General features: G+C 66.5%; 19 protein-coding genes. 6 read left to right on the top strand and 13 right to left on the bottom strand.

Annotated elements, in window-relative coordinates; all coding sequences use genetic code 11:
- Window positions 1-16: 16 nt before the first annotated feature.
- The 6 genes from phnE to VIM12_RS11785 form a co-directional block, all read right to left on the bottom strand.
- Complete coding sequence (phnE, locus tag VIM12_RS11810) at window positions 17-814, bottom strand: phosphonate ABC transporter, permease protein PhnE (protein WP_331941831.1); 798 nt, start codon at window positions 812-814, stop codon at window positions 17-19.
- Window positions 815-827: 13 nt separating this feature from the next.
- The gene (gene phnD, locus VIM12_RS11805; protein WP_331941830.1) at window positions 828-1,688 is read right to left on the bottom strand and encodes a phosphate/phosphite/phosphonate ABC transporter substrate-binding protein; all 861 of its coding nucleotides are present in this window, start codon (window positions 1,686-1,688) and stop codon (window positions 828-830) included.
- The gene (gene phnC, locus VIM12_RS11800) at window positions 1,685-2,503 is read right to left on the bottom strand and encodes a phosphonate ABC transporter ATP-binding protein (protein ID WP_331941829.1); all 819 of its coding nucleotides are present in this window, start codon (window positions 2,501-2,503) and stop codon (window positions 1,685-1,687) included. The genes phnD and phnC overlap by 4 nt, the downstream gene beginning before the upstream one ends.
- Window positions 2,504-2,734: 231 nt before the next feature.
- Window positions 2,735-3,742, bottom strand: coding sequence for a GGDEF domain-containing protein (locus VIM12_RS11795; protein WP_331941828.1), 1,008 nt, complete (start codon window positions 3,740-3,742; stop codon window positions 2,735-2,737).
- A 159-nt stretch (window positions 3,743-3,901) separates the two neighbouring features.
- A complete protein-coding gene (locus VIM12_RS11790; RefSeq protein ID WP_331941827.1) occupies window positions 3,902-4,939 on the bottom strand; it encodes a hypothetical protein in 1,038 nt (345 codons plus the stop codon).
- A 363-nt stretch (window positions 4,940-5,302) separates the two neighbouring features.
- Window positions 5,303-6,454, bottom strand: a complete 1,152-nt coding sequence (locus VIM12_RS11785; RefSeq protein ID WP_331941826.1) for a HAMP domain-containing sensor histidine kinase — start codon at window positions 6,452-6,454, stop codon at window positions 5,303-5,305.
- Between the two features lie 177 nt (window positions 6,455-6,631).
- Here VIM12_RS11785 and rpmH point away from each other — a divergent pair, with 177 nt between their 5' ends.
- Both rpmH and VIM12_RS11775 read left to right on the top strand, forming a co-directional pair.
- The gene (gene rpmH / locus VIM12_RS11780; RefSeq protein ID WP_331941825.1) at window positions 6,632-6,781 is read left to right on the top strand and encodes a 50S ribosomal protein L34; all 150 of its coding nucleotides are present in this window, start codon (window positions 6,632-6,634) and stop codon (window positions 6,779-6,781) included.
- A gap of 155 nt (window positions 6,782-6,936) precedes the next feature.
- The gene (locus VIM12_RS11775; protein ID WP_331941824.1) at window positions 6,937-8,583 is read left to right on the top strand and encodes a DUF3943 domain-containing protein; all 1,647 of its coding nucleotides are present in this window, start codon (window positions 6,937-6,939) and stop codon (window positions 8,581-8,583) included.
- Window positions 8,584-8,604: 21 nt separating this feature from the next.
- On the opposite strand, the gene VIM12_RS11770 is transcribed toward VIM12_RS11775, so the two are convergent.
- On the bottom strand, window positions 8,605-9,018 hold the full coding sequence (locus VIM12_RS11770) for a response regulator (RefSeq protein WP_331941823.1): 414 nt from the start codon (window positions 9,016-9,018) through the stop codon (window positions 8,605-8,607).
- Between the two features lie 145 nt (window positions 9,019-9,163).
- Between VIM12_RS11770 and VIM12_RS11765 the strand changes: the two genes are divergently transcribed.
- Together VIM12_RS11765 and VIM12_RS11760 are read left to right on the top strand one after the other, a co-directional pair.
- Window positions 9,164-11,089 (top strand): PAS domain S-box protein, encoded by a 1,926-nt coding sequence (locus VIM12_RS11765; protein WP_331941822.1) that lies wholly within the window; start codon window positions 9,164-9,166, stop codon window positions 11,087-11,089.
- Between the two features lie 332 nt (window positions 11,090-11,421).
- On the top strand, window positions 11,422-12,963 hold the full coding sequence (locus VIM12_RS11760) for a methyl-accepting chemotaxis protein (protein ID WP_331941821.1): 1,542 nt from the start codon (window positions 11,422-11,424) through the stop codon (window positions 12,961-12,963).
- Between the two features lie 282 nt (window positions 12,964-13,245).
- On the opposite strand, the gene VIM12_RS11755 is transcribed toward VIM12_RS11760, so the two are convergent.
- On the bottom strand, window positions 13,246-13,368 hold the full coding sequence (locus tag VIM12_RS11755; RefSeq protein WP_331941820.1) for a hypothetical protein: 123 nt from the start codon (window positions 13,366-13,368) through the stop codon (window positions 13,246-13,248).
- 344 nt (window positions 13,369-13,712) lie between these two features.
- Between VIM12_RS11755 and VIM12_RS11750 the strand changes: the two genes are divergently transcribed.
- Entirely contained in the window at window positions 13,713-14,711 is a 999-nt protein-coding gene (locus tag VIM12_RS11750; protein ID WP_331941819.1) for an alpha/beta hydrolase, read from the top strand.
- Window positions 14,712-14,805: 94 nt separating this feature from the next.
- Here VIM12_RS11750 and VIM12_RS11745 read toward each other — a convergent pair whose 3' ends face one another.
- The 3 genes from VIM12_RS11745 to VIM12_RS11735 all read right to left on the bottom strand — a co-directional run bounded on the left by VIM12_RS11745 (window position 14,806) and on the right by VIM12_RS11735 (window position 18,123).
- Window positions 14,806-14,976: a hypothetical protein gene (locus VIM12_RS11745; RefSeq protein WP_331941818.1), complete on the bottom strand. Its 171-nt coding sequence runs from the start codon at window positions 14,974-14,976 to the stop codon at window positions 14,806-14,808.
- Between the two features lie 67 nt (window positions 14,977-15,043).
- On the bottom strand, window positions 15,044-17,074 hold the full coding sequence (locus tag VIM12_RS11740) for a PAS domain-containing hybrid sensor histidine kinase/response regulator (protein WP_331941817.1): 2,031 nt from the start codon (window positions 17,072-17,074) through the stop codon (window positions 15,044-15,046).
- A 122-nt stretch (window positions 17,075-17,196) separates the two neighbouring features.
- A complete protein-coding gene (locus VIM12_RS11735; RefSeq protein WP_331941816.1) occupies window positions 17,197-18,123 on the bottom strand; it encodes a MerR family transcriptional regulator in 927 nt (308 codons plus the stop codon).
- 159 nt (window positions 18,124-18,282) lie between these two features.
- Here VIM12_RS11735 and VIM12_RS11730 point away from each other — a divergent pair, with 159 nt between their 5' ends.
- Window positions 18,283-18,564, top strand: coding sequence for a DUF378 domain-containing protein (locus VIM12_RS11730; protein ID WP_331941815.1), 282 nt, complete (start codon window positions 18,283-18,285; stop codon window positions 18,562-18,564).
- A 134-nt stretch (window positions 18,565-18,698) separates the two neighbouring features.
- On the opposite strand, the gene VIM12_RS11725 is transcribed toward VIM12_RS11730, so the two are convergent.
- Both VIM12_RS11725 and VIM12_RS11720 read right to left on the bottom strand, forming a co-directional pair.
- On the bottom strand, window positions 18,699-19,391 hold the full coding sequence (locus VIM12_RS11725) for a helix-turn-helix transcriptional regulator (RefSeq protein WP_331941814.1): 693 nt from the start codon (window positions 19,389-19,391) through the stop codon (window positions 18,699-18,701).
- Window positions 19,388-20,647 (bottom strand): HPP family protein, encoded by a 1,260-nt coding sequence (locus VIM12_RS11720; RefSeq protein WP_331941813.1) that lies wholly within the window; start codon window positions 20,645-20,647, stop codon window positions 19,388-19,390. Before VIM12_RS11720 ends, VIM12_RS11725 begins: the two co-directional genes overlap by 4 nt.
- Window positions 20,648-20,700 lie beyond the last annotated feature (53 nt).

Below are 20,700 nucleotides of genomic sequence, written 5' to 3'. Positions count from 1 at the left end.
TTGTCTCTCGTGGTGTTCAGTTGAACTTGCGGCGCAGGTAGCCGCTGAAGGTATCGACCAGCGTGACCATGCCGAGGATCACCAGCAGGATCGCGGACACTTCCTGGTACTGCATGATGCGCAGCGAACCCATCAGCTCGAAGCCGATGCCGCCGGCGCCGACCATGCCCATCACCGTCGATGCCCGGAAGTTGTATTCCCAGCGATAGATCGCGGTGTCGGCCATCTGCGGCAGCACCTGCGGCAGGATGCCGTGGCAGATCACCTGCAGCGGCGTGCAGCCGGCGGCTCGTGCCGCCTCCACGGGCGCCTGGTCGGCATGTTCGATCGCCTCGGCAAAGAACTTGGCGACCATGCCGATCGAGTGCAGGCCGAGGGCGAGCACGCCGGGGAGCGCGCCGAAGCCGACCGCCGCGACGAACACGATGCCCATCACCAGCTCGGGTATCGCGCGCAGGCCGTTGAGCAGCCCGCGTGCGGCGCGGTAGACGAGGGGGTGCGGCGCGGTGTTGCGCGCGGCGAGGACGCCGAGCGGCACCGACAGCAGCACCGCAATGGCGGTGCCGGCCACGCTCATGGCCAGCGTGTCGAGCAGCGGACGGATCCACGCGGCGCCGTTGCCGAAATCCGGCGGGATCATTTCCCCGGCCAGGCCGAACAGGCTGGGGATGCCTTCGCCGAGGCGGCCGAGGTCGAACAGTCCGACGTAGTACCAGCAGCCGATGACCGCCGCCAGCACGCATGCGGCCTGCGTGACGCGGCGGTGCCAGTTGCGCCGGTGCTGTTCCAGCACCAGTCCGAATTCTGCATGCATGTTCGCCTCCGCGTCAGAACCTGGACAGGTCCAGCTTCAGCAGGGTGCCGAGATCGCGCACCACGTCGTAATCCTTGTCCGAGATTGGGCCGAAGCCGTCCGCCTTGAAGCTCTTCAGCACCTGCGGATCCTTCAGGTCCAGGAAAGCGGCACGGATCCTGGCCTTCAGCGCCGGATCGAGACTGGAGCGCATGGTCCACGGATACTGCGGAAACGGCGCTGACTCCGCCAGCACCCGGACCTTGTCCGGATCGACGACACCGCGCTGCACCAGCGCATCGAAGATCGGCTTGCTCAACCCGCCCGCCTGCGCGTGGCCGTTTTGCACCGCCATCGCCACCGCGTCGTGCGCGCCCACGAAATGCTCCTTGTACTGCGCGCCGGCCGCCAGGCCCTTCCCGGCCAGCATGGACTTCGGTATCAGGTGGCTGGAGGTGGATGCCTTGTCGCCGTAGGCGACGTTCTTGCCCGCGATGTCGGCCAGCTCGCGAATGCCGGCGCCCGCGTTAGCCACCAGCACGGCGCGATACGTGGTGCTGCCCTTCTGCATCAGGGCGGCAAAGGGCTCGATCTCGCTCTTCTGTCGCGCCAGCACATAGGACAGCGGGCCGAAGTAGGCGATATCGAGCCGGCCGTGGCGCATCGCCTCGATCATGGAGGAATAGTCGGTGGTGACGACCAGCTCGACCTTCCTGCCCAGCGTGGTTTCCAGGTAGGCCTGCAGCGGACGGTTGTTCTTGATGACGGTCGAGGCGTTCTCGTCCGGCAGCAAGGCCACCTTCAGCGTGGCGGGATCGGCTGCGGGGGCGGCATGGGAGGCCGGCACGACGGCAGCGGCAAGGGAAAGGCCGAGTGCGGCGAGGAGTTTTTTCATCGGTACACCTTTGCAGTGGCAAGATCGAACGGGAATCCGGGACGCTCGCCCGGGGTGAAAGCGGAGGAAGCCGGCGCGGCGGCGTGCATGCCCGGAGCGTACAGCGCCGCAAGATCGCCTTCGGTGAGGCTGGCAGGCGCGGAATCGCAAACGATCCTTCCGTGCGCCAGTCCGACCACCCGGTCGGCGTACCGGCGCGCGAGATCGACCTGGTGCAGGCTGACGACCGCCGCAATGCCGTCCTCCTTGCAGATCCTGTGCAGCAGGGACATCACCATTTCCGCTGTGGCGGGGTCGAGGCTCGCCACCGGTTCGTCGGCGAGCATCAGCCGCGGCTGCTGGGTGAGCGCGCGGGCGATGCCGACACGCTGCTGCTGACCGCCGCTGAGCTGGTCGACCCTGCACATTGCCTTGTGCAGCAGGCCGACGCGCTCCAGGCTCTGCAATCCGATCGCCTGTTCGGCGCGCGGCAGCGGGAGCAGGCTGCGCCACGCCGGATGGCGGGCAAGCCGGCCGAGCAGCACGTTCTGCAGTGCCGTCTGCCGGGCGATCAGCTGGTGCTGCTGGAAGATCATGCCGGTGCGGCGGCGATGCATGCGCAGTGTGCGCCCGTCCCGCAGCGCGCCGAGGCCTTCGGCATCGATACTGCCGCTGGCCGGCGCCACCAGCAGGTTCAGGCAGCGCAGCAGGGTCGACTTGCCGGCGCCGGAAGCGCCGAGCAGGACCACGAATTCGCCCTCGCGGACCCGGGTCGAGGTGGGATGCAGCGCGGTCACGTCGCCGAACGTGACCGACACCTTGTTCAGGTAGATCATGACGCCTCCAATCATGTTGCGTAATCAGCGGGAGAGCGTGATTACGAAAGCGGATCGAAGGTGATGCTAGGGCGGGAATATGACTGCGTGATGACGCCGGCGCGACGTCAGGCGTCGATCCGGCGCAGCGGCACGGCGGCGCCCTGGCCGGCAACGACGACGCGGTTGCGTCCTTCGCTCTTCGCCTGGTACAGGAGGGCGTCGGCCCTGCGGATGCCCGACTCGTGCGGCTCATGGTGGCCGAGCTCGACCAGTCCGGCCGATACCGATGCGCAGCGCCGGTTGCGCGGGCAGGAACTGCTCCTGCTCCACTCGCGTCCGCAGGCGCTCGACCACGCCCCTGGCCTGGTCGAGGTCGGTGTCCGGAAGCAGCAGCAGGAATTCCTCTCCGCCCCAGCGGGCAAGCACGTCGCCGGCACGCAGCACCGCGCGCCCCGCTTGCGCAAAGCCGCGCAGCACCTCGTCGCCGGCAGCGTGGCCGTGGCCGTCGTTGATGCGCTTGAACCAGTCGATGTCAACCAGTGCCAGGCAGGCCGGCCGCCGCCCCTGACGGCGCTGCATGTTGCCGAGCTGGCTGGTCATGTAGCGGCGGTTCGGCAGCTGCGTGAGCTCATCGTGGGTGGCCAGGTCCTGGATGCGCGCGAGGGCCGCCGCCAGTTCGGATTTCTGTGCATGCAGCGCCGCGCGCAGGTCGCTCATCAAGCCAGTCAGGAAACCGACCACGGCGACCATCGTGCCGATGAGGATGAAGTGGATCAGTTCCGTCTTGATGTCGAAGCCGGCGGGGTCGGCGATGCCCATGCTGATCATCGCGGCGCCGAGCAGCAGTACCGCGAACACGGCCAGCGAGTGTGTCTTGCGGGCTTCGAGCGTGAACGCGCAGAACACGATGATCACCAGCAGCACCACCAGCGTGACGCCGCGCAGTGGTCCGACGATGGTATAGCCGATGCAGGTGATGAGGATGGCGAAGCGGCCCTGGAATACCGACAGCTGCGCGGGCGAGAGCTGCAGCGCCCGGCTTTGCCGTATCAGGAAGTAGAAGGCGACATGGCCGGAGACCGCCAGCGCGGTCATGGCGGCCGCGGCAGGCAGCGACGCGGCGCCTGTCAGTACCTCGACCCATGATACCGACAGGCACAGGAGATACAGCACTACGGTCGCCGCCCAGTAGGTGACGAGGCGGACCATCTTCGGGTCCTCGCCGGCGAAACGATGCACCAGTCGCGAAAAATTCATGGCTGTCTCCCGCTGCGGCGCGTCTCGTCGCGCGTCCTGCATGGGGCATGATCGCATAGATATTTCCTGACGGCTACTATCCGGACGAACGAGGGGAGATAAAAAAAGCGGGCATGCATGGTTGCCCACGCATGCCCGCTTCAGGTGGTGAATGATGGCTTACGGATTGCTGCGGATCCAGGCGGTGCCGCTGATGCCTGCACCGGTGACCGGCAGCTGCCCGGTGACCGTGATCGGCTGGCCCGCCAGGTTCTTCTCCGGCAGGTTGTCGCCGGTCGACGCGGGGCGGATGATGTTGGCCGCGGACAGCGTCACGTTCATTGCAAACTGGCCCTGAAGATTCTCGAGGGCGGCAAGGCGTGTTCCTGCCTGCGAGAATGCGCGCTCCAGGTCGAACAGGAGGACGATGCTGCTGTTGTCGCCGTAGTGATCGAGCACTTCGGACATGTCCAGCAGCCGTACCGAACCAACCGGCGCGCCGAAGCTCTCGAGGACGGGGACGCCTTGCGCGGTGCGGCCCTCGACGTGAATCTGCGCACCTTCACGCAAGGTGGCCGAAACCAGCTCGCCGGCTTCATTGGTGGTCAGCTCGACGTTGTCGATCACGAACGACATGCTCTCCGCCGATTCCGTAGGCAGGATGTCCGGGGACTCGGCGCGCTCGACCAGGCTGAACGCGACGCGACCGACCACTTTCTGGTTGCCTACGACCTGATCCTGGGTATCGGGCTGCACGTGCCGGTCGACGCGGAAGCCGAAGGAGGCGATCGGCGCAGCAGGTGCGGCGGCAGGCGGCGGAACCTGGGCGCCGGGCACGTCGCCGTTGCTGCCGGATGCCGTGTCGAACAGTCCCTGACCCGTTTCGAACTGCTCGAGCGGGAACGCGTTGTAGATGGAGCGGTTGGTCCGCAGGTAGACGAGCTGGTTCGCCACCATCGACAGGTGCCCGTTCAGGCGCTGGTCGGCCGGCTGGTTCGGCTGCTCGTCGCCGGGCGGATTGTTGCCGTTGTTGTCGGGCGGGTTGTTGCCGTTGTTGTTCGGCGGGTTGTTGGTGACCGGGCCGGTGCCGGTATCGGTGCTGCCGCCCGTGCTCGGTGCAGCGTTGTTGGGCGTATCGCCATCGCCTCCGCCGCCACCGCACGCAGTAACAAATGCAGCGAGTGCGAGCAGGGTCGCAATCTTCGTTTTCTTCAGCATGTCATCTCCCTTTCCAAGTGCAGTAAGAATGTCGGCGTCCGCAGATGTGTCGCCTACAAGAAATCGCGGTGAGGAAAGTTTCGCGAAATACATGCCGCGCGAGATTGGGGAAGAACAAGCGTTGGAGGCGCAAGAAAGGACGCAAATCAATTTTGCGAGCGTTTGCGCGGGGAACCAAAGCCAGGGAATGACGACGATGTGCTCATGCGTGCGCGCATGCTTGAACAGTCGCGCCTGCCTAGACGCACGCTTTGCTTCCACGCGGAAATTCTCGCGACCGAAAAGGCAGAGTTCGGGCGGGTATCTGCGGCGAGAAAGGAGGGCATGACAAGATGCGGTCCCCGCGTCTGCACTATGCCGTTATCACCCTAGCGTGGGCGCATTCTGGAATGGCCTCGCGTCAATCGGGATATCGATGGAAAACGTCGTACCCCTGTCATCCGAGCTGTCGACATCTATGCTGCCACCATGACTCTCGGCAACACTGCGCGCGAACGGGAGGCCGATGCCCCAGCCTTTCTTGTCGCTGTCCTTCGCCGCCTTGGCCCTGCGAAAGACCTGGAACATATGCTCCACCTGCCCGGCCGGGATGGCGTCGCCTTCATTGTGCACGGACAGCAGTACCCGCTCGTGATATTCCTTCACGCTGACCACCACCAGGGTGTCGGGCGCGCCGTACTTGATGGCATTCCCGAGGAGGTTCTCCAGCGCACGCTTGATCTGCTCCCGTCCCCACCAGCCTTCGACCTCGGCACCGCGTACCTCGAAGCGCGGGCCGTTCGTCGCGGCCATCTGCTCGCACACCTCGCGAGCGAGCGCGAGCATGTCGAATTGCGTCGGCTGGATGTGCAGGCGCTCCCCTTGCTGGAACACGACCGTGTCGAGAAGATCCTGGATCATCTGGTCGATGCGCTCTATGTTCAGCTGGATCTTTCCCGCCAGCGTCGCAATCTTTCCAAGGTCGGTCAGGTGCGGAATCACCTGGGCAGCGGCGCTGGCGGCGGATAGCGGATTGCGCAGGTCGTGGGCAAGCGCGGCGACGAACTGCTCGCGCAGCTTGGATTGCGCAAGCTCGAACGCGGTGACCGCCTCGCGTATCGACGCATCGATGGCGCTGGTGATGATCCGGATTTCTTCGTCGCTCACCGGCACCTGGTGCAGTTTCAACAGGTCAAGTATGGTCGACCGCAGCAACTGGTATTCACAGATCACCGCGTTGGCTTCATAGGCGCTGAGACGGGCGCGTTCCCCGCCGTGCTCGACTGCGACCGAGGGTGTCGCCACTGCGGCGCTGGTGCGGGGATAGCCTGGCGTGAGCGCCTGCACGAGGTTGTCATACAGGGCGGGGAAGGTGTTGATGAGGACCGGATGCGAGAGTTCCCGGGCTCCCTTCACCGAAGCGCGGACGCGGCGTTCCCATTCCGCAAATACGTCTTCCCGCAGCTCGGTCATGCGCTGGCCCAGTGGCGACGGACCGTGGCCGCTTCGTGCATCCTGATCGCTGGCAAATGACATGGCACCTCCGATGCCTGATAGACCGGAGACGGCGGCCGGGGTTCTTGTGCGTCCGCATGCGCATACCTGTCCACCCGCGTTCCGGCGCCGTGCGGAACCAAACGCGGCCCGCTTGTCTGACAGCGGTGGCCGCGGCAATGACAGACCGTGCCCGGTGTCGACCGATGGAGGTGAGCGATGAAGAGGACTTACCAGCCCTCGGATGTGAAGCGCGTGAGAACCCATGGCTTCCGCGCGAGGATGGCCACGAAGGGCGGCCGTGCGGTTATCAACAGCCGAAGGGCAAAGGGACGCAAGCGCATTGCGATCGCGGTGCGCCGGAAGTAGGGATTCCACAGCTGGCGGCGGGCGCGGGACACATGCTTGCCATGGCGCATAGCGATGGCAGGATTGCCTTGATATCCGGCATGAGACTACCGGTCGGTGCCCGTTAACATGAGGTTGCCGCAGCAGCGCCCGCGGCGGCGCCTTCCTGCCGGCGCATGAGCGCAAGGTCTCGGTATGCGGTCCGCCGCCCCGCCGACGGCGCGACCGGCCGCGCCAAGCACGTGGAGACAGTCAATGCACAAGAAGAGGAAGTCACCGATACGGGCACGCCCATCGCGCCTGTGTCCACATGCATGAGGAGGGCGTTCCGCGCGTGGCCGCTCGCCATGCTGTCGCTGTGCAGTGCCGTCGCCCCGTGCGCCGTCGCCGCCGAGGGCGGGCGGGCACGACTGCTTCTGTCGGAGGCCGCGCTCGAGCACGCCGTGCAGCGGGGGGAGGTCCTGGGGCGAGGCGAGCGCCTTTATGCATCCCGGTCCGGACAGGCAGGACGGGACGGCACCGGCGGCCAGTTGGCGGTCGGGAACAGCAAGTCATATGCGTTGCCTGCCCTGGAGATCATCGCCTTCCAGTTTCTCCTGAATCGTTTCGACAACCGCTTCGTCGGCCCGGAGTACGACGTCAGCGCATCGTCCATCCGCCGCAACCTGCGCAGCAGCTGGGTGGTGGATCGCGATCCCTTCGAGATCAATCAGTTCGGCCATCCTTACCAGGGCACGGTGTACTTCGGGCTTGCCCGCTCCGCGGGCCTCAACTTCTGGGAATCGTTCGGCTACACCTTCGCCGGCAGCGCGCTCTGGGAAATCGCAGGAGAGACGACGCTGCCCTCGCGCAACGACCAGATCACCACCAGCTTCGCCGGGACCTTCTTCGGCGAGTCGCTCTTTCGCATGGCGAACCTGGTGCTCGAGCGCGGCAATGGACTGTCACCACGCTGGCGGGAACTGATGGCGGCGGCAGTCTCTCCGCCGACAGCGTTCAACCGCGCCGCCTTTCCCGGGCGCTTCGGCCAGGTGTTCGCGAGCAAGAACCCGGCGACGTTCATGCGCCTGCAGCTGGGCGGCAGCGGCACGCTCAGGAGCGCCGCCGGCGCGTCGACCGCCCTCAAGCGCAATGAAGCGGTCGTCGACTTCGCTCTCGACTACGGCTTGCCGGGAAAGGACGGCTACGACTACACGCGGCCATTCGACTATTTCAATTTTCAGGCAAGGGCATCGAGCGCGCGAGGACTGGAGAGCGTCAACAACCGCGGGCTGGTGCTGGGCGCCGCCTACGAGGCAGGGCCGCACTACCGCGGCATCTGGGGATTGTACGGAAGCTTCGACTACCTGGCGCCGCAGGTCTTCCGGCTGTCGAGCACGGCGCTGTCCCTCGGCACCACCGGGCAGTGGCAGTTGTCGGATGCGGTCGTGGCCCAGGGCACGGCGATGGCGGGCGCCGGCTTCACCTCGACCGGAACCATACGCGGGAGCGCGGACCGCGAGTACAACTACGGATTCGCCCCGCAGGCGCTTCTCGCGTTGCGGTTGATTTTCGGCGAGGCGATCGCCATCGACGTCACCGCCCGCAACTACTTCGCCGGGCGGATTGCGGACGGCGACACCGAGGGGCGCGACCGGGTGCTGCGGGCAGATGCCTCGCTGACGATGCGCGTGCACGGCCGTCATGCGGTCGCGCTGAAGTACGTATCCTCGCGACGGAACTCGTCCTTCCCGGAGACAGGCGAGCGCTCCCAGCGTCGGGACACGCTCGGCCTCTATTACACCTTGTTGGGGGCGGACAAGCTCGGCGCGGTGCGTTGGTAGCCGGAGCGGGCAAGACCGGGGTCAGTGGCGTATGAACTGCGCCGCGATCTCGCACATCTGGTCGATGAAGTACTGCAGGTCCATCGGCTTCACCACGTACTTCTCGATGCCAAGCGCGACGGTCCGGCTGACGTCGGCCTCCATCGCGGACCCCGTCAGGACGATCACGGGGATCGATGCGAGGGCGGGCGTCGAGCGGATGGTCTGCAGCACCGCGATGCCGTCCACGGTCGGCAGCTTCAGGTCGAGGAGGACCAGGCCGGGATTGCCGCCCTCCCTTCCGAGAAAGGCATTGCGGCAGAGAAGATAGTCGAGGGCTTCAATGCCGTCGCGCGCCACGACGATCTCGTTCTTCACGCCGCATTTCTTCAGTGCGTACAGGGCGATCTCGATATCGTTCGGGGCATCTTCGACGAGCAGGATGGGCTTGAGCATTCGTCATTATATCTATTGCGTAAGAGAAATGACCTGCCCGCGCCGAAGGAGCCGGCGTCATTGCGCCAGATAAATAAAGCCCCGGACTCCCGCATGGTGCCAAGGGAAAACGTATACTATGCTGTTTTCCTTCTCCATATTCCCCATGGACAACCGACCCGACCTGTCCCCGACCCTGACAGACGAGCGTCGCTTTCAGTTGCTCGTTTCAGGGATCAGCGACTACGCGATCTACATGCTGACGCCGGAAGGCATCATCGCCAGCTGGAACGCCGGAGCGGAACGCTTCAAGGGCTACAAGGCCGATGAGATCATCGGTCATCACTTCTCGCGTTTCTATACAGAGGAAGACCGGGCCAGCGGTCTCCCCGCGAGGGCACTGAAGATCGCACTGGAAGAAGGCAAGTTCGAGGCGGAAGGCTGGCGCGTCCGCAAGGACGGCACCAGGTTCTGGACCAGCATTGTCATCGATCCGCTGTATGACGAGACCGGACGGCATGCCGGCTTCGCCAAGATCACGCGCGACGTCACCGAGCGCAAGCTTGCGCAGGAGGCGCTGCGCGATAGCGAGGAGCGCTTCCGCATGCTGGTGCAGGGCGTGACCGACTACGCACTGTACATGCTGACGCCGACCGGCGAGGTGTCGAACTGGAATCTCGGCGCCGAGCGCATCAAGGGCTATGCGGCCGAGGAGGTGCTCGGGCAGCACTTCTCCCGTTTCCACACGCCGGAAGACCAGGCGGCGGGACTCCCGGCGGTGGCGCTGAAAACGGCAGCGGAAGTGGGGCGCTTCGAGCGGGAAGGCTGGCGGGTGCGCAAGGATGGCTCGCGCTTCTGGGCGCACGTGGTCATCGACGCCATCTACAACGACGACGGCAGCCTGGCCGGCTTCGCCAAGATCACCCGCGACATCACCGAAAAGAAGAAGGCCGAAGAGGCCCTGGCGCAGGCCAATGCGGCGCTGTTCCAGTCACAGAAGATGGAGGCCATCGGCCAGCTGACGGGCGGCGTCGCGCACGACTTCAACAACCTGCTCTCGGTCATCGGCAGCGGCCTGGAGGTATTGCCGCTGAACATGCAGGACCCCGGCAGCCTGAAGATCGTGGAAAGCATGCGCCGCGCGGTCGACCGCGGCGCGACGCTCACCCAGCAACTGCTCTCGTTCGCGCGGCAGCAGCCGCTGAAGGCGGAAAAGCACAATCTCAACAATGTCATCACGGGATTCGAAGCCGTCCTGCGGCGGGCCGGCAATTCGGCCATCGCCTTCGAGTTCGGCCTTGCGCCGGACGTGCGTCCGGTCCTGGTCGACGCACCGCGTTTCGAGACTGCGCTACTCAACCTCATCGTCAATGCGCGCGACGCGATGCCCAAGGGCGGACGCCTGTCGGTCACCAGCAGCAACGTGCGGCTTGCTGCACAGCAGGTCAACGGACTCGACGCGGGTGAGTACGTGCGCGTGGCGGTGAGCGATACCGGCACCGGCATGACACCCGACGTCGTGGCGCGCGCGTTCGAACCATTCTTCACCACCAAGGAGGTGGGCAAGGGGACCGGTCTCGGACTGAGCCAAGTCTACGGTTTTATCACGCAGTCGGGCGGCGGCATCGAGGTGCAGTCGGTGATCGGCGCCGGGACGACCATCAGCCTGTATCTTCCCGCGATGGAAGAGACGCCCGACGAAGCGTGCAGCGAACCGCGCGTGGAAGACACCGATGCCGACAAGGCCCTGCTCGTCGACGACGAACCCGACGTGCTCGACATGGCTGCTGCGCTGTTCCGCACGATCGGCTATGAAGTCTTCACCGCGAACAACGGTCACGACGCGCTCGACATCCTTACCCGGCACAAGGACATTTCCGTCCTGTTCAGCGACATCATGATGCCGGACGGGATGACCGGCGTCGATCTCGCGCAGCAGGCGCGCAAGATGCGGCCGGACCTCAAGATCCTGCTCGCTTCCGGTTATCCGCTTCCCGCCCTCAAGGCCCGCAATGCGGCCATCGATGAGTTTACGGTCATGAACAAGCCGTTCAAGCTCGCGGAGCTGGCAAAGAAGCTGCGCCTCGGCTGAGGCCTCGCTGCCCCCGCGTCAGCGGCGCGTGCATTGTTCGCCGGACTGTGGCGCCCGCCGCGCGCGTTGCGAAGGCGAACATATCGGCGTCGCGACACGCTCCCTGTCCGCTGTCTGGTGACTTCAGGTTTTCCCGGCATCGCGACTTTTCCTCGCTGCTGAGCATAACGGCATGCCGCACTGTCATGCAACGCCGGCGTCTTTCGTTGCTAGTCAGCAACATATCGCGCTAAATGCTGTACACCCCCTTCCCGGTCATGGACGATGAAGCATGCGGGTGGCAGGCAATGCCGCCGCAAGCTTGAGGCATGGCCTGGAATCGGGATGGTGAGATGGTATTGAATGATGTGAAGGTCGGCCTGCGGCTGGGTCTTGGATTTGGTCTTCTGGTGGTGCTGATGCTCGTGATGGCGGCGTTTGCCCTGATGCGGATGCAAAGCGTTGAAGGCAGCGTCGCTTCCCAGTCGACGCTGGTGTCCGGCAAGCTTCAGCCCTTGTACCAGGTACGCGAGGCGCTTGCGCAGACCGGGCTCGCCGCCCGCAACGCCTATATTTTCGAGAAGCCGGACGACGCGGCAAGGGAGCTGGACATCCTTGACGCCAATCGCGCCGCGTATCTGGGTGCGCTCGACAAGCTGGCCGTGCATTTCCGGGGCGATGCCGGCTTCGAGAAGGCGCGTGCCGGCCTGCTGGCCATGGCGCGAGAACTGGAGCGTCCGCGCAAATACCGCGAAGCGGGACAGATGGCCGAGTATGGCCGGTTCCTCGTCACCGAGTGCAGCCCGCTGCGGCGCCAGATCGTCGCCGACATCGACATCGTGATCGCCTCGGTCGAAAAAGAGCTGGTGCGCGCGAACCTGTCGGTCGATGCCGACATGGACAGCACCAGGATCTGGATTCCCGTAGCCGCGATGCTGGCCGCGATCCTGGGGCTGGTGGTGTCGATGGTCCTTGCGAGAAGCGTGACGTCGCCGCTCGCCGGCGCCGTCACGTTTGCAAGACGCGTCGCCGGTGGCGACCTGACCGGAAGCGTCGGCGTCGTCCACCGGGACGAGACCGGACAGCTGATGGCGGCACTCGGGGAAATGAACGCGAGCCTGCTGCGTATCGTGTCGGAAGTGCGCCAGGGCGCGGCGGCAATCGACACCGGTTCGACCGAGATCGCCGCGGGCAACCAGGATCTGTCGGCACGCACGGAACAACAGGCCGGTTCGCTGGGCGAGACGGCGGCGTCGATGGAGCAGTTGACGGCAACGGTCCGGCAGAACGCCGAGAATGCGCGCCAGGGCAACCAGCTCACCATCACCGCCTCTCAGGTCGCGCAGCAGGGCGGCGCAGTGGTGAACCGGGTGGTGACGACGATGGATGCCATCAGCGATACCTCCAGGAAGGTCGCGGACATCATCGGCGTCATCGACGGCATCGCCTTCCAGACCAACATACTCGCGCTGAACGCCGCCGTCGAGGCGGCGCGCGCCGGGGAGCAGGGCAGGGGCTTTGCGGTGGTCGCGGCAGAAGTGCGGACGCTGGCGCAGCGGTCGGCCGGCGCAGCCAGGGAAATCAAGGCGCTGATCGATGCCTCGGTGGTGGAGGTCGCGAATGGCAATGTCCTCGTCGGCGAAGCAGGAACGATCATGCAGCAGGTGGTTGTCGCCGTGCAGCGCGTGACCGACCTGATGGCGGAAGTGCAGGCGTCGAGCGAAGAACAAAGCCGCGGCATCGAGCAGGTGAATACCGCCATCGTGGAGATGGACCAGGTGACGCAGCAGAACGCCGCGCTCGTCGAGCAGGCGGCGGCGGCGGCGGAGTCGCTGCGCGACCAGGCCGGGCGCCTCGCCGGATCGGTGGATGTGTTCCGCGTAAGAGTCGCCTGAGGCTGGTTCCGGCAGCCGTGCCCGCGATTTGTCAGCCGTTCCCGGGCGCGCCTGTCGCAGTGCCGCCGGCCGAAGGATGTCCAGGCGTGTGGGCGCGTGGACGGGCGTGACCAGATGAAAACCGAATTCCCCCTCCTGCGATGTCGTCCTGTCCTGCTCCTGGCCGTAGCGGATGACCGCGACCAGCATTGCGCGTGAAGACACGGCGCGCATGCGCACGGCCCGCGCGAGCGCGCTGCCGTCCATGCGCGGCGACCCTATGTCGAGCAGGAACACCTGCGCCTACTCCCGTTCGACCATGTCGAGGGCAGCGCGTGCGCCGCCGGCGACCGGCATTTGGTGCCCAGGCGCTTGCAGGAGCATCGCCAGCATGGCGGCCGCATTCTCGTTGTCGTCGACGACCATTACCCGCAGCCGCCGTGGACGTCGATCCAGACCGCCCTGCCGTTGTCCGTCCGGTTGCAACGGATCGCTTTTCGGTAGCTGCTCCTCTCGTCGCGCGCATGCCTGTGCACGGCCACCATCCGCGCCCGGCTGGCGATACGCTCATATCGGTGCGGCCGGCGGATACCGGGTGATGACGGCGCGCAAGGGAGCGGCTGCTCGGACGCGCGCCGGTTATGTCAAGATCGCGTTGCCGGTCGCAGGCATCATCGGCTGCCGCGCGACCGGCTCTACATCTTTGCGCCGCGGCGGATTGCAGCAGCGGTCTGCAGCAGCGGACTTCAACGACAATAACGGAGACGACTATGAATCATGGCAGGCGGTTTTTCATGCAAGTGGGCGCGCTGACCGCAGTGGCGGGAATGACGGGGGGCTGTGCCGCCACCGGCGGCACAAGCGAGGACAAGGGCTGGTCGGCATTGCGCGCCGCCGACGGCACCCAGGTCCATTTCCGGCACTGGCTGCCGGCAGTTGCGCCGCGCGCGGCGGTACAGATCGTGCACGGCGCGGCGGAGCACAGCGGCCGCTATGACCGGTTCGCGCGGGCCCTGGTCGGGGAGGGCTACGCGGTCTATGCGACGGACCACCGTGGCCATGGCCGCACGCGGGTACGGTCGGGTCAGCTCGGCGACGCCGGCCCCGATGCGTGGAACAACTACGTCGAGGACGAGCTGGCGCTCAGCCGGCTTGTCCGCAGCCGGCATCCGCAGGCCAAGCTCGTGCTGTTCGGCCACAGCATGGGCTCCTTCATCGCGCAGGACTACATCACGCGCTCCAGCGGGCTCGACGGCCTCATCCTCAGCGGGACCGCCTACGGCCCGCCGCCGCCCGCCGAGCTGCTGGGCGCGCTCGACGCGGCGGCGAAGTCCGCACCGCTGGGACCGTCGGCCTTCTGGGAAGGCCTGTTCAAGGATTTCAACAAGCCGTTCAGCAGCGGGCCGGGCTTCGACTGGCTGAGCCGCGATCCGGCCGAAGTGCGGAAATACATGCAGGACCCCGAAGCGGGATTCGCCTTCAGCAACGAGCTGGTGCGCGATTTTTTCCAGGGCATGGCGGCGCTGCGCGATCCGGTCCGCGAGGCGCGCATACCGAAGGCACTGCCGGTACTCGTGATCCAGGGCGCACTCGATCCCGTCGGGGCCAACCTGCAGGCGACCCGTGCCTTGCTCGAGCGCTACCAGGCGCTCGGCATGTCGCGCGTCAGCCACCGCTTCTATGACGGCGCCCGCCACGAATTGCTCAACGAGACCAACCGCGACGAAGTGCAGCGCGATGTCCTGGCATGGCTGAAGGGCATCGCCTAAGTCTGCGCACGCCTCCGTGGCGGTCGCTGCACGCCGGCCGCCGGTAATCCGGGGATGAACGGAAAGCCGGCGGGTTGCGCGGCGCGTGGCCGCCTCAGGTGCCCGCCGGATCCTGTCTGGAGCGTGCGCCGGCGTTGCCGTCCTTGCGTTCCGGCGCCGGCCGGCCCGCCGCGTCATCGACCTGTTGCTGCAACTGGTCGCCGTGTTTCTTGAGCTCTTCATCTGCGGGCAAGGCTACCTGTCCGCGTTCTTGCTGGTTGTTCATTTGGCTGCTCCTTTGCACCAGGGATGCGGTGTCCCTTGCAAGGTCAGTGCCAGGCCGCCCGACCGCCTCATGCGACGGCGGATAGCAGCGCCGTCAGCCGCGCCGTATCGACGGGCTTGACAAGGTGATGGTCGAAGCCGGCGGCCAGCGCCGCCTTCCGGTCACTCTCCTGGCCATACCCCGTCAGCGCAATCAGCATCGCGGCGGGATGCTCGGCGCGCAGCATCCGGGCGAGTTCGTTGCCATCCATGCCGGGAAGGCCGATGTCGAGCAGGCAGGCTTGCGGGCGCACCTCACGCGCCTTCTCCAGCGCGCGCAGCGGACAGTGCTCGATCAGGATTTCGTGGCCGAACTCCTCGAGATACAGGCCGAGCATCGAGGCCGCATCTTCATTGTCGTCCACGATCAGGACACGCCGTCCCGCAGCCGGCGCCGCCCGGTGCGCGCCGCGCTTCGCCTCCGTCGTCGGCGCCTCCGGCCCAGCCATGCGGGGCAGGGTGAGCAGGAAGCTGCTGCCCTTGCCCGGTCCGGCGCTGCGGCAGGACACGCTGCCGCCGTGCAACTCCGCCAGATTCCTGACCAGCGCCAGGCCCAGCCCCAGTCCGCCCTGCGAACGGTCGGATGCGCGTTCCGCCTGCACGAACAGGTCGAACACCCGCTCCTGCAGGTCGGCCGGCATGCCGATGCCGTCGTCCTCGACGCACAGCATCACCGATGTGTCGCTGGCCGTCACGACGACGCGGATGTTGCCGCCGGCCGGAGTGTACTTGGCCGCATTGTTGAGCAGGTTGGAAACGATCTGCACCAGCCGCTTGTGGTCTCCCGCCACCACCGTCGCGCAGGCCGGCAGGTCGACGGCAAGATGATGGCGATGTTCCGCGATCATCGGCCTGACCTGTTCCACCGCGTTCGCGACCACTGTCTTCAGGTCCTGTGCATCCTTGCGCAGCACTACCAGGCCGCGGGTGAGGCGCGACACGTCGAGCAGATCGTCCACAAGGCTGTTCATGTGCTGCACCTGGCGGCTGATCACGCGGCTGGTCTGGCGCAGGCGCGCCTGGTCGAGCGGCGCCAGTTCCATCAGTTCGGCCGCGGCGCTGATCGGCGCCAGCGGATTGCGCAGTTCGTGCGCGAGCATCGCCAGGAACTCGTCCTTGCGCCGGTCCGCCTGCCGCAGCGCCGCTTCTGCCCGCACGCGGTCGGTGATGTCCATCTGCGCCACCACGCCGCCGACGATCCGGCCGCCGCCGTCGCGCACCGGTGCACCTGAAATGACGATGGTGCGTCGCTCGCCCGGGCTGCCGAAGGGTTCGATCTCGAGGATGTCGCGCGGCGCTTCCTCGCCGCGCAGGGCGCGCGCCATCGCCCAGTCCTCGGCACCGAGCCGCTCGCCGTGACGCGGCGAGCCATCCGCCCACCAGCCGCGCCAATCCGCATACTGGCTGGCGTCGCGCGTGAGGGGAGCGCCCTCGCCCCACAGGCGCCGATGGGCGGCGTTGACGCGCACCAGTTCGCCGTCGACATCGGCGACGACGATGCCCACCGGCACCGCTTCCAGCAAAGCGTCCATGCGGCGCCGCTCGTTGGTGGCCTGTTGCGCCGCATCGAGCGCGCGTTGTTCCGCCGCCTCCAGCCGCTGCACCTTGTCGACCAGTTCGCTGTTGAGGCGGATCAGTTCCCGCTCGGTCCGCTTGCGCGCGGTGATGTCCTTGGCGATCGCGATCAGGATCTGCACGCCGGCAATCTCGACTACGTTCGCCGAGGTTTCCATGTCGAGGATCTCGCCGTCCTTCGTGCAGATCCGCGCCTCGTAGCCATTGACCGCGCCGTCGCGCTTCAGCATCTCGACGTAGGCAGCGCGCTGGGCGCCGTCCTCGTCGGGCCACAGGCGAATGTCGAACGAGGTGCGGCCGATCACGTCCTCGCGCCGGTGGCCGAGCAGGCGCTCGAAGCCGGGATTGACGTCGATGTAGGTGCCGTCCGAAAGACGGCTGAAGGCAATATAGTCGGGGGAGGCGAAGAATACGCGGCGAAAGATTTCCAGTTCCTGGTGCTGCGCCAGGCTCTGGACCGCATCTTGTATGTCTCTGCTGATCACTTTCTGTCTCCTCACGGAAGGCGGCTCGTGCCGCTCTGTACCCGGTGGAGGATGCGATCTCGCCCGGGGTTGCTACATCATAATCCGCGAAACACGAAGTTGCCGGCCGAGCGGCAGAATTTTCAGTGGTCCGCCGGCTGCATTGCCTTTCGCCATGTCGTCAGGGCGTCTGCTATCCCGTCCAGTCCCGGCACCAGGATTCCCGGGGGCGGCCGGCGCAGGGCGGCGGCGCTGCCGCCGGCCCAGAGCTGGACGTGCGCGGGCAGTGCCGCGCGCAGTCCGTCCAGCGCTTCCAGCACAGCGGCGGTCCGCATCGACCGGGAGAACGACAGCGCGACGATATCGATGCGCTGCGCGTCGGCTGCGCGCACGATTTCGGCGAGCGGTGTCCGCACGCCGAGCGGGACGCAGTGGGCGCCCTCCAGCGTCATGACCGCTTCCGACATCAGCAGGCCGAGGCCGTGCTCTTCCGGCGGCACCGTGGTGAGCAGCACGCGGGGACGCGCGTCGGCGCCGGCCGGAGGGAGCGCGCCGATGGCGGTGCGCAGGACGCCCTGCACCGCCTCGGTGTACAGATGCTCCTCGAACACCGCCAGCGTGCCTTCCGCCCATGCCTCGCCCACCAGCGCACCGAGCGGGCCGACCACGTCGGCGACGAAGCCGAACAGGCCCAGCCGCATCAGCGACTGCGAAAGGGCGGCGCGCAGTGCGTCGATCCGGTGCTCCCGGCACAGGGCGACGAGCGCAAGCAGCTCCGGCCGACCCTGCATGGCCGGACGGTCCTGCCGCTCTTCCGCCATTTCCCGCAGCGCATCGCGCAGGGCGTCCATCTCCAGCCCCATCACCCTGCCTGGCCGTGCGCCGGCGTCGACCAGGCGCTTCAGCAGGCGCAGCTTCTCCACCTGGTCGGGGGGATAGCATCGTTCGCCCGCATCGCCGCGCAGCGGGTGCGGGAAGGCATAGCGCCTTTCCCAGATGCGCAGGGTGTCCTTGGACAAACCGGTCTCGCGTTCGACCGCGGCAATGCTGATGGACGTGACGGAAGGCATAAGGCGCCGATGGGACAGAAGAAGTGTGAAGGGATGAAGAAGATTGTAGTCACGAATATGTCCAGGACAAAAGCGGTCGTCGACAGAACCTTGCGCCAGTTCGGATGTCTAGGACAATAACAGCGCGGAGGGTCCGCGCGGGGCAACTGAAAGGAGTGAATGATGGCAACTGCTGAAGGACACCTGCAAGAGCGCCGGCATATTCCTGACCGTCGCGGCAATGTGAAGAGCGCCAGCCGCATGGGTGCGCTCGACTGGATCGCGATGGTTCTCCTGATCGTCGGCGGCCTCAACTGGGGCCTGGTCGGGCTCTTCAACTTCGATCTCGTCGCCACCCTGTTCGGCGAGATGACCACGCTCTCGCGCATCGTCTATAGCCTGGTGGGCCTGAGCGCCTTGTATTCGATCTATACGAGCAGCAAGATGTCGCGCGCCAGGTAGCGGGCGATGCCGGATGCCGGCCGCATCCGGGACGGAGAGACTGGCCTTGTCCGCAGGTTGCCTGGCCTGCGGTTTTTTTTGGGGTCGCGCCGCAATGCTCCGCGATTCCCGCACTGCTTGCGGCGCTTGGCGCCTCAGCCGCGCGGGCCGGACCCTACCACCAGGAGCTCGGGCAGCACGCCGAAGAGCGCGGCCAGTTCGTTGAGCTCAGTGCCGGCCGGACTGCCGGACACCGCTTCCCGCGCAGCGTATTCCACCTGGCTCAGCCCGAGCCGCGAGGCCACCTGCGCCTGCGGTATGCCGAGGTATTCGCGCCACGCGCGTATCGGGTTCCAGTTGTCGCCGATGACGGCGGCAATGACCGCTTTCGGCGCGCCCGCCGTTTCCGCCCTGGCGGTCCATTCGCGCAGGGCGCGCGAGCGCAGGTCGGCCTCCCCCAGCCATTCGATCGCCTGCTCCATCTGCTCGAACACCTGGATGTAGGGGGCCGCCTCGCCGAGTTCCGCCAATGTCGTATCGGTTGAGATGCGCGAGAACCGGGTCGGGCTGTAGACCCAGGCGAAGCGTCGCATGCCTGCGGCGCGCATGCGCGGGAACCAGTCTTGCGCCACCCAGACGGATGCGCCGGACCAGATGCCCAGCACCCGCGTGTTGTCGTTGATGATGCCGAATGCCGCATGCTGGACCATCAGGTCGAGCATGAGGTTGCATCCTTCCTGCACGGAGCCGACCGTCTGGTAACCGATCCAGTCGACGTAGAGCCAGGAGCGCTCCGGCTCAAGGCAGATTTTCACGCTTGGGCGTTCTTGCAGGAGCTGCAGGTTCACTGGTTGTCCTCGCTTGATTGCGGCGGCCGGGGTCGGCCCTGATGGTCGTCGGCCTGCAACTGTCGTGCCTGCCTGTCTTTCGTGCCGCTGGCGGACGGCCAAGTGCCCGCCTGTTCAAGCGCCGCGTGGTACAGGGCCGCAACCAGGTCCGACTGGGTGACGATTCCGACCAGCCGCTGGTTGCCGTCGACGACCGGCAGGTGGTGCAGTCCGGTATCGGAGAACAGCGGCACCAGGCTGGCGATCGGCTGGTCGGCGTCGGCGCACCGCACGTCGACGGTCATGATCTGCCCGACCACCTCGGGCTTGTCCGCATGCGTGCCCGGCGTTGGCCGCAGCAGCCGGCGCAGCCGGCTGCCGAAGTCGTCGAGCCGGTCGAGATCGGCCTGCTTCAGGAAGTCGTGCTCGGTGACGATGCCGATGACGCGGCGGAATGGATTGACCACCGGGAGCGCCTTGACCCGGTGCTCGCGCAGCAGCCGCCAGGCGTCCTGCAGGGTGGTGCCGAATTCGGCGGCGACGACGTCGCGCGACATGATCTCCGCGCAATTGGTGTGGCCGAAGTGGCGCTGGTAGGCCTGCATCTCGGTATGCAGGACGATGTCCTGCAAATCCTCGCGGCTGATGTCGAGCAGGGCGTCGCGCTCCCGCAGCGCGGCGTCGAGATCCTCCTCGGTGACGCCGAGGCGCGCACTGGGAAGCGGGTCCGCCGTGCGGTGCGGATTCTCGGGCGCGGCAACCTGTGGATAGCGGCGGCCGCAGAGCCGGTTGTAGCCGACGGCGGCAATCACCAGCGCTGCCGAATTGAGCGCTACCGGACACAGCACGAAAGCCGGGCCGAGGTGCTCCGGCCCGGCCGCGCCCAGCGCCGCCATCACCGCCGCTGCGCCGCCCGGCGGATGCAGGCAGCGCAGCGCGAACATTGCGCAGATCGCCGCGCCGAGCGCGACCGAGGCGGCGATCAGCGGAATCCCGATCGCCTGCCCGCAGGCGATGCCGATCAGCGCTGATATCACGTTCCCGCCGAACAGCGGCCAGGGCTGCGCCAGCGGACTGGACGGCAGGGCGAACGCCAGCACCGCCGAAGCGCCTATCGGCGCGACCAGCCAGTGCAGCGACGGATCGGTGCCCGACATCCACAGTCCTGCCGAGCCGGCGATGGCGACACCGAGCAGCGCGCCGAGGATGGAACGGGCTTGCTCGCGGGCGGAAAGAAGGATGGCATGCGGGAGGTAGCGGCGGAGGCGGGCGATCATCAGCGAAGGACAGGCGGGGTGTATTTTTTTGCAAGCCGGGATTATACAAGGCT

It is taken from the genome of Noviherbaspirillum sp., from assembly GCF_036563305.1.
Taxonomy (GTDB): domain Bacteria; phylum Pseudomonadota; class Gammaproteobacteria; order Burkholderiales; family Burkholderiaceae_D; genus Noviherbaspirillum.
The sequence above is the reverse complement of the archived record's forward strand: the minus strand, read 5'-3'. Positions and strand labels throughout refer to the sequence as shown.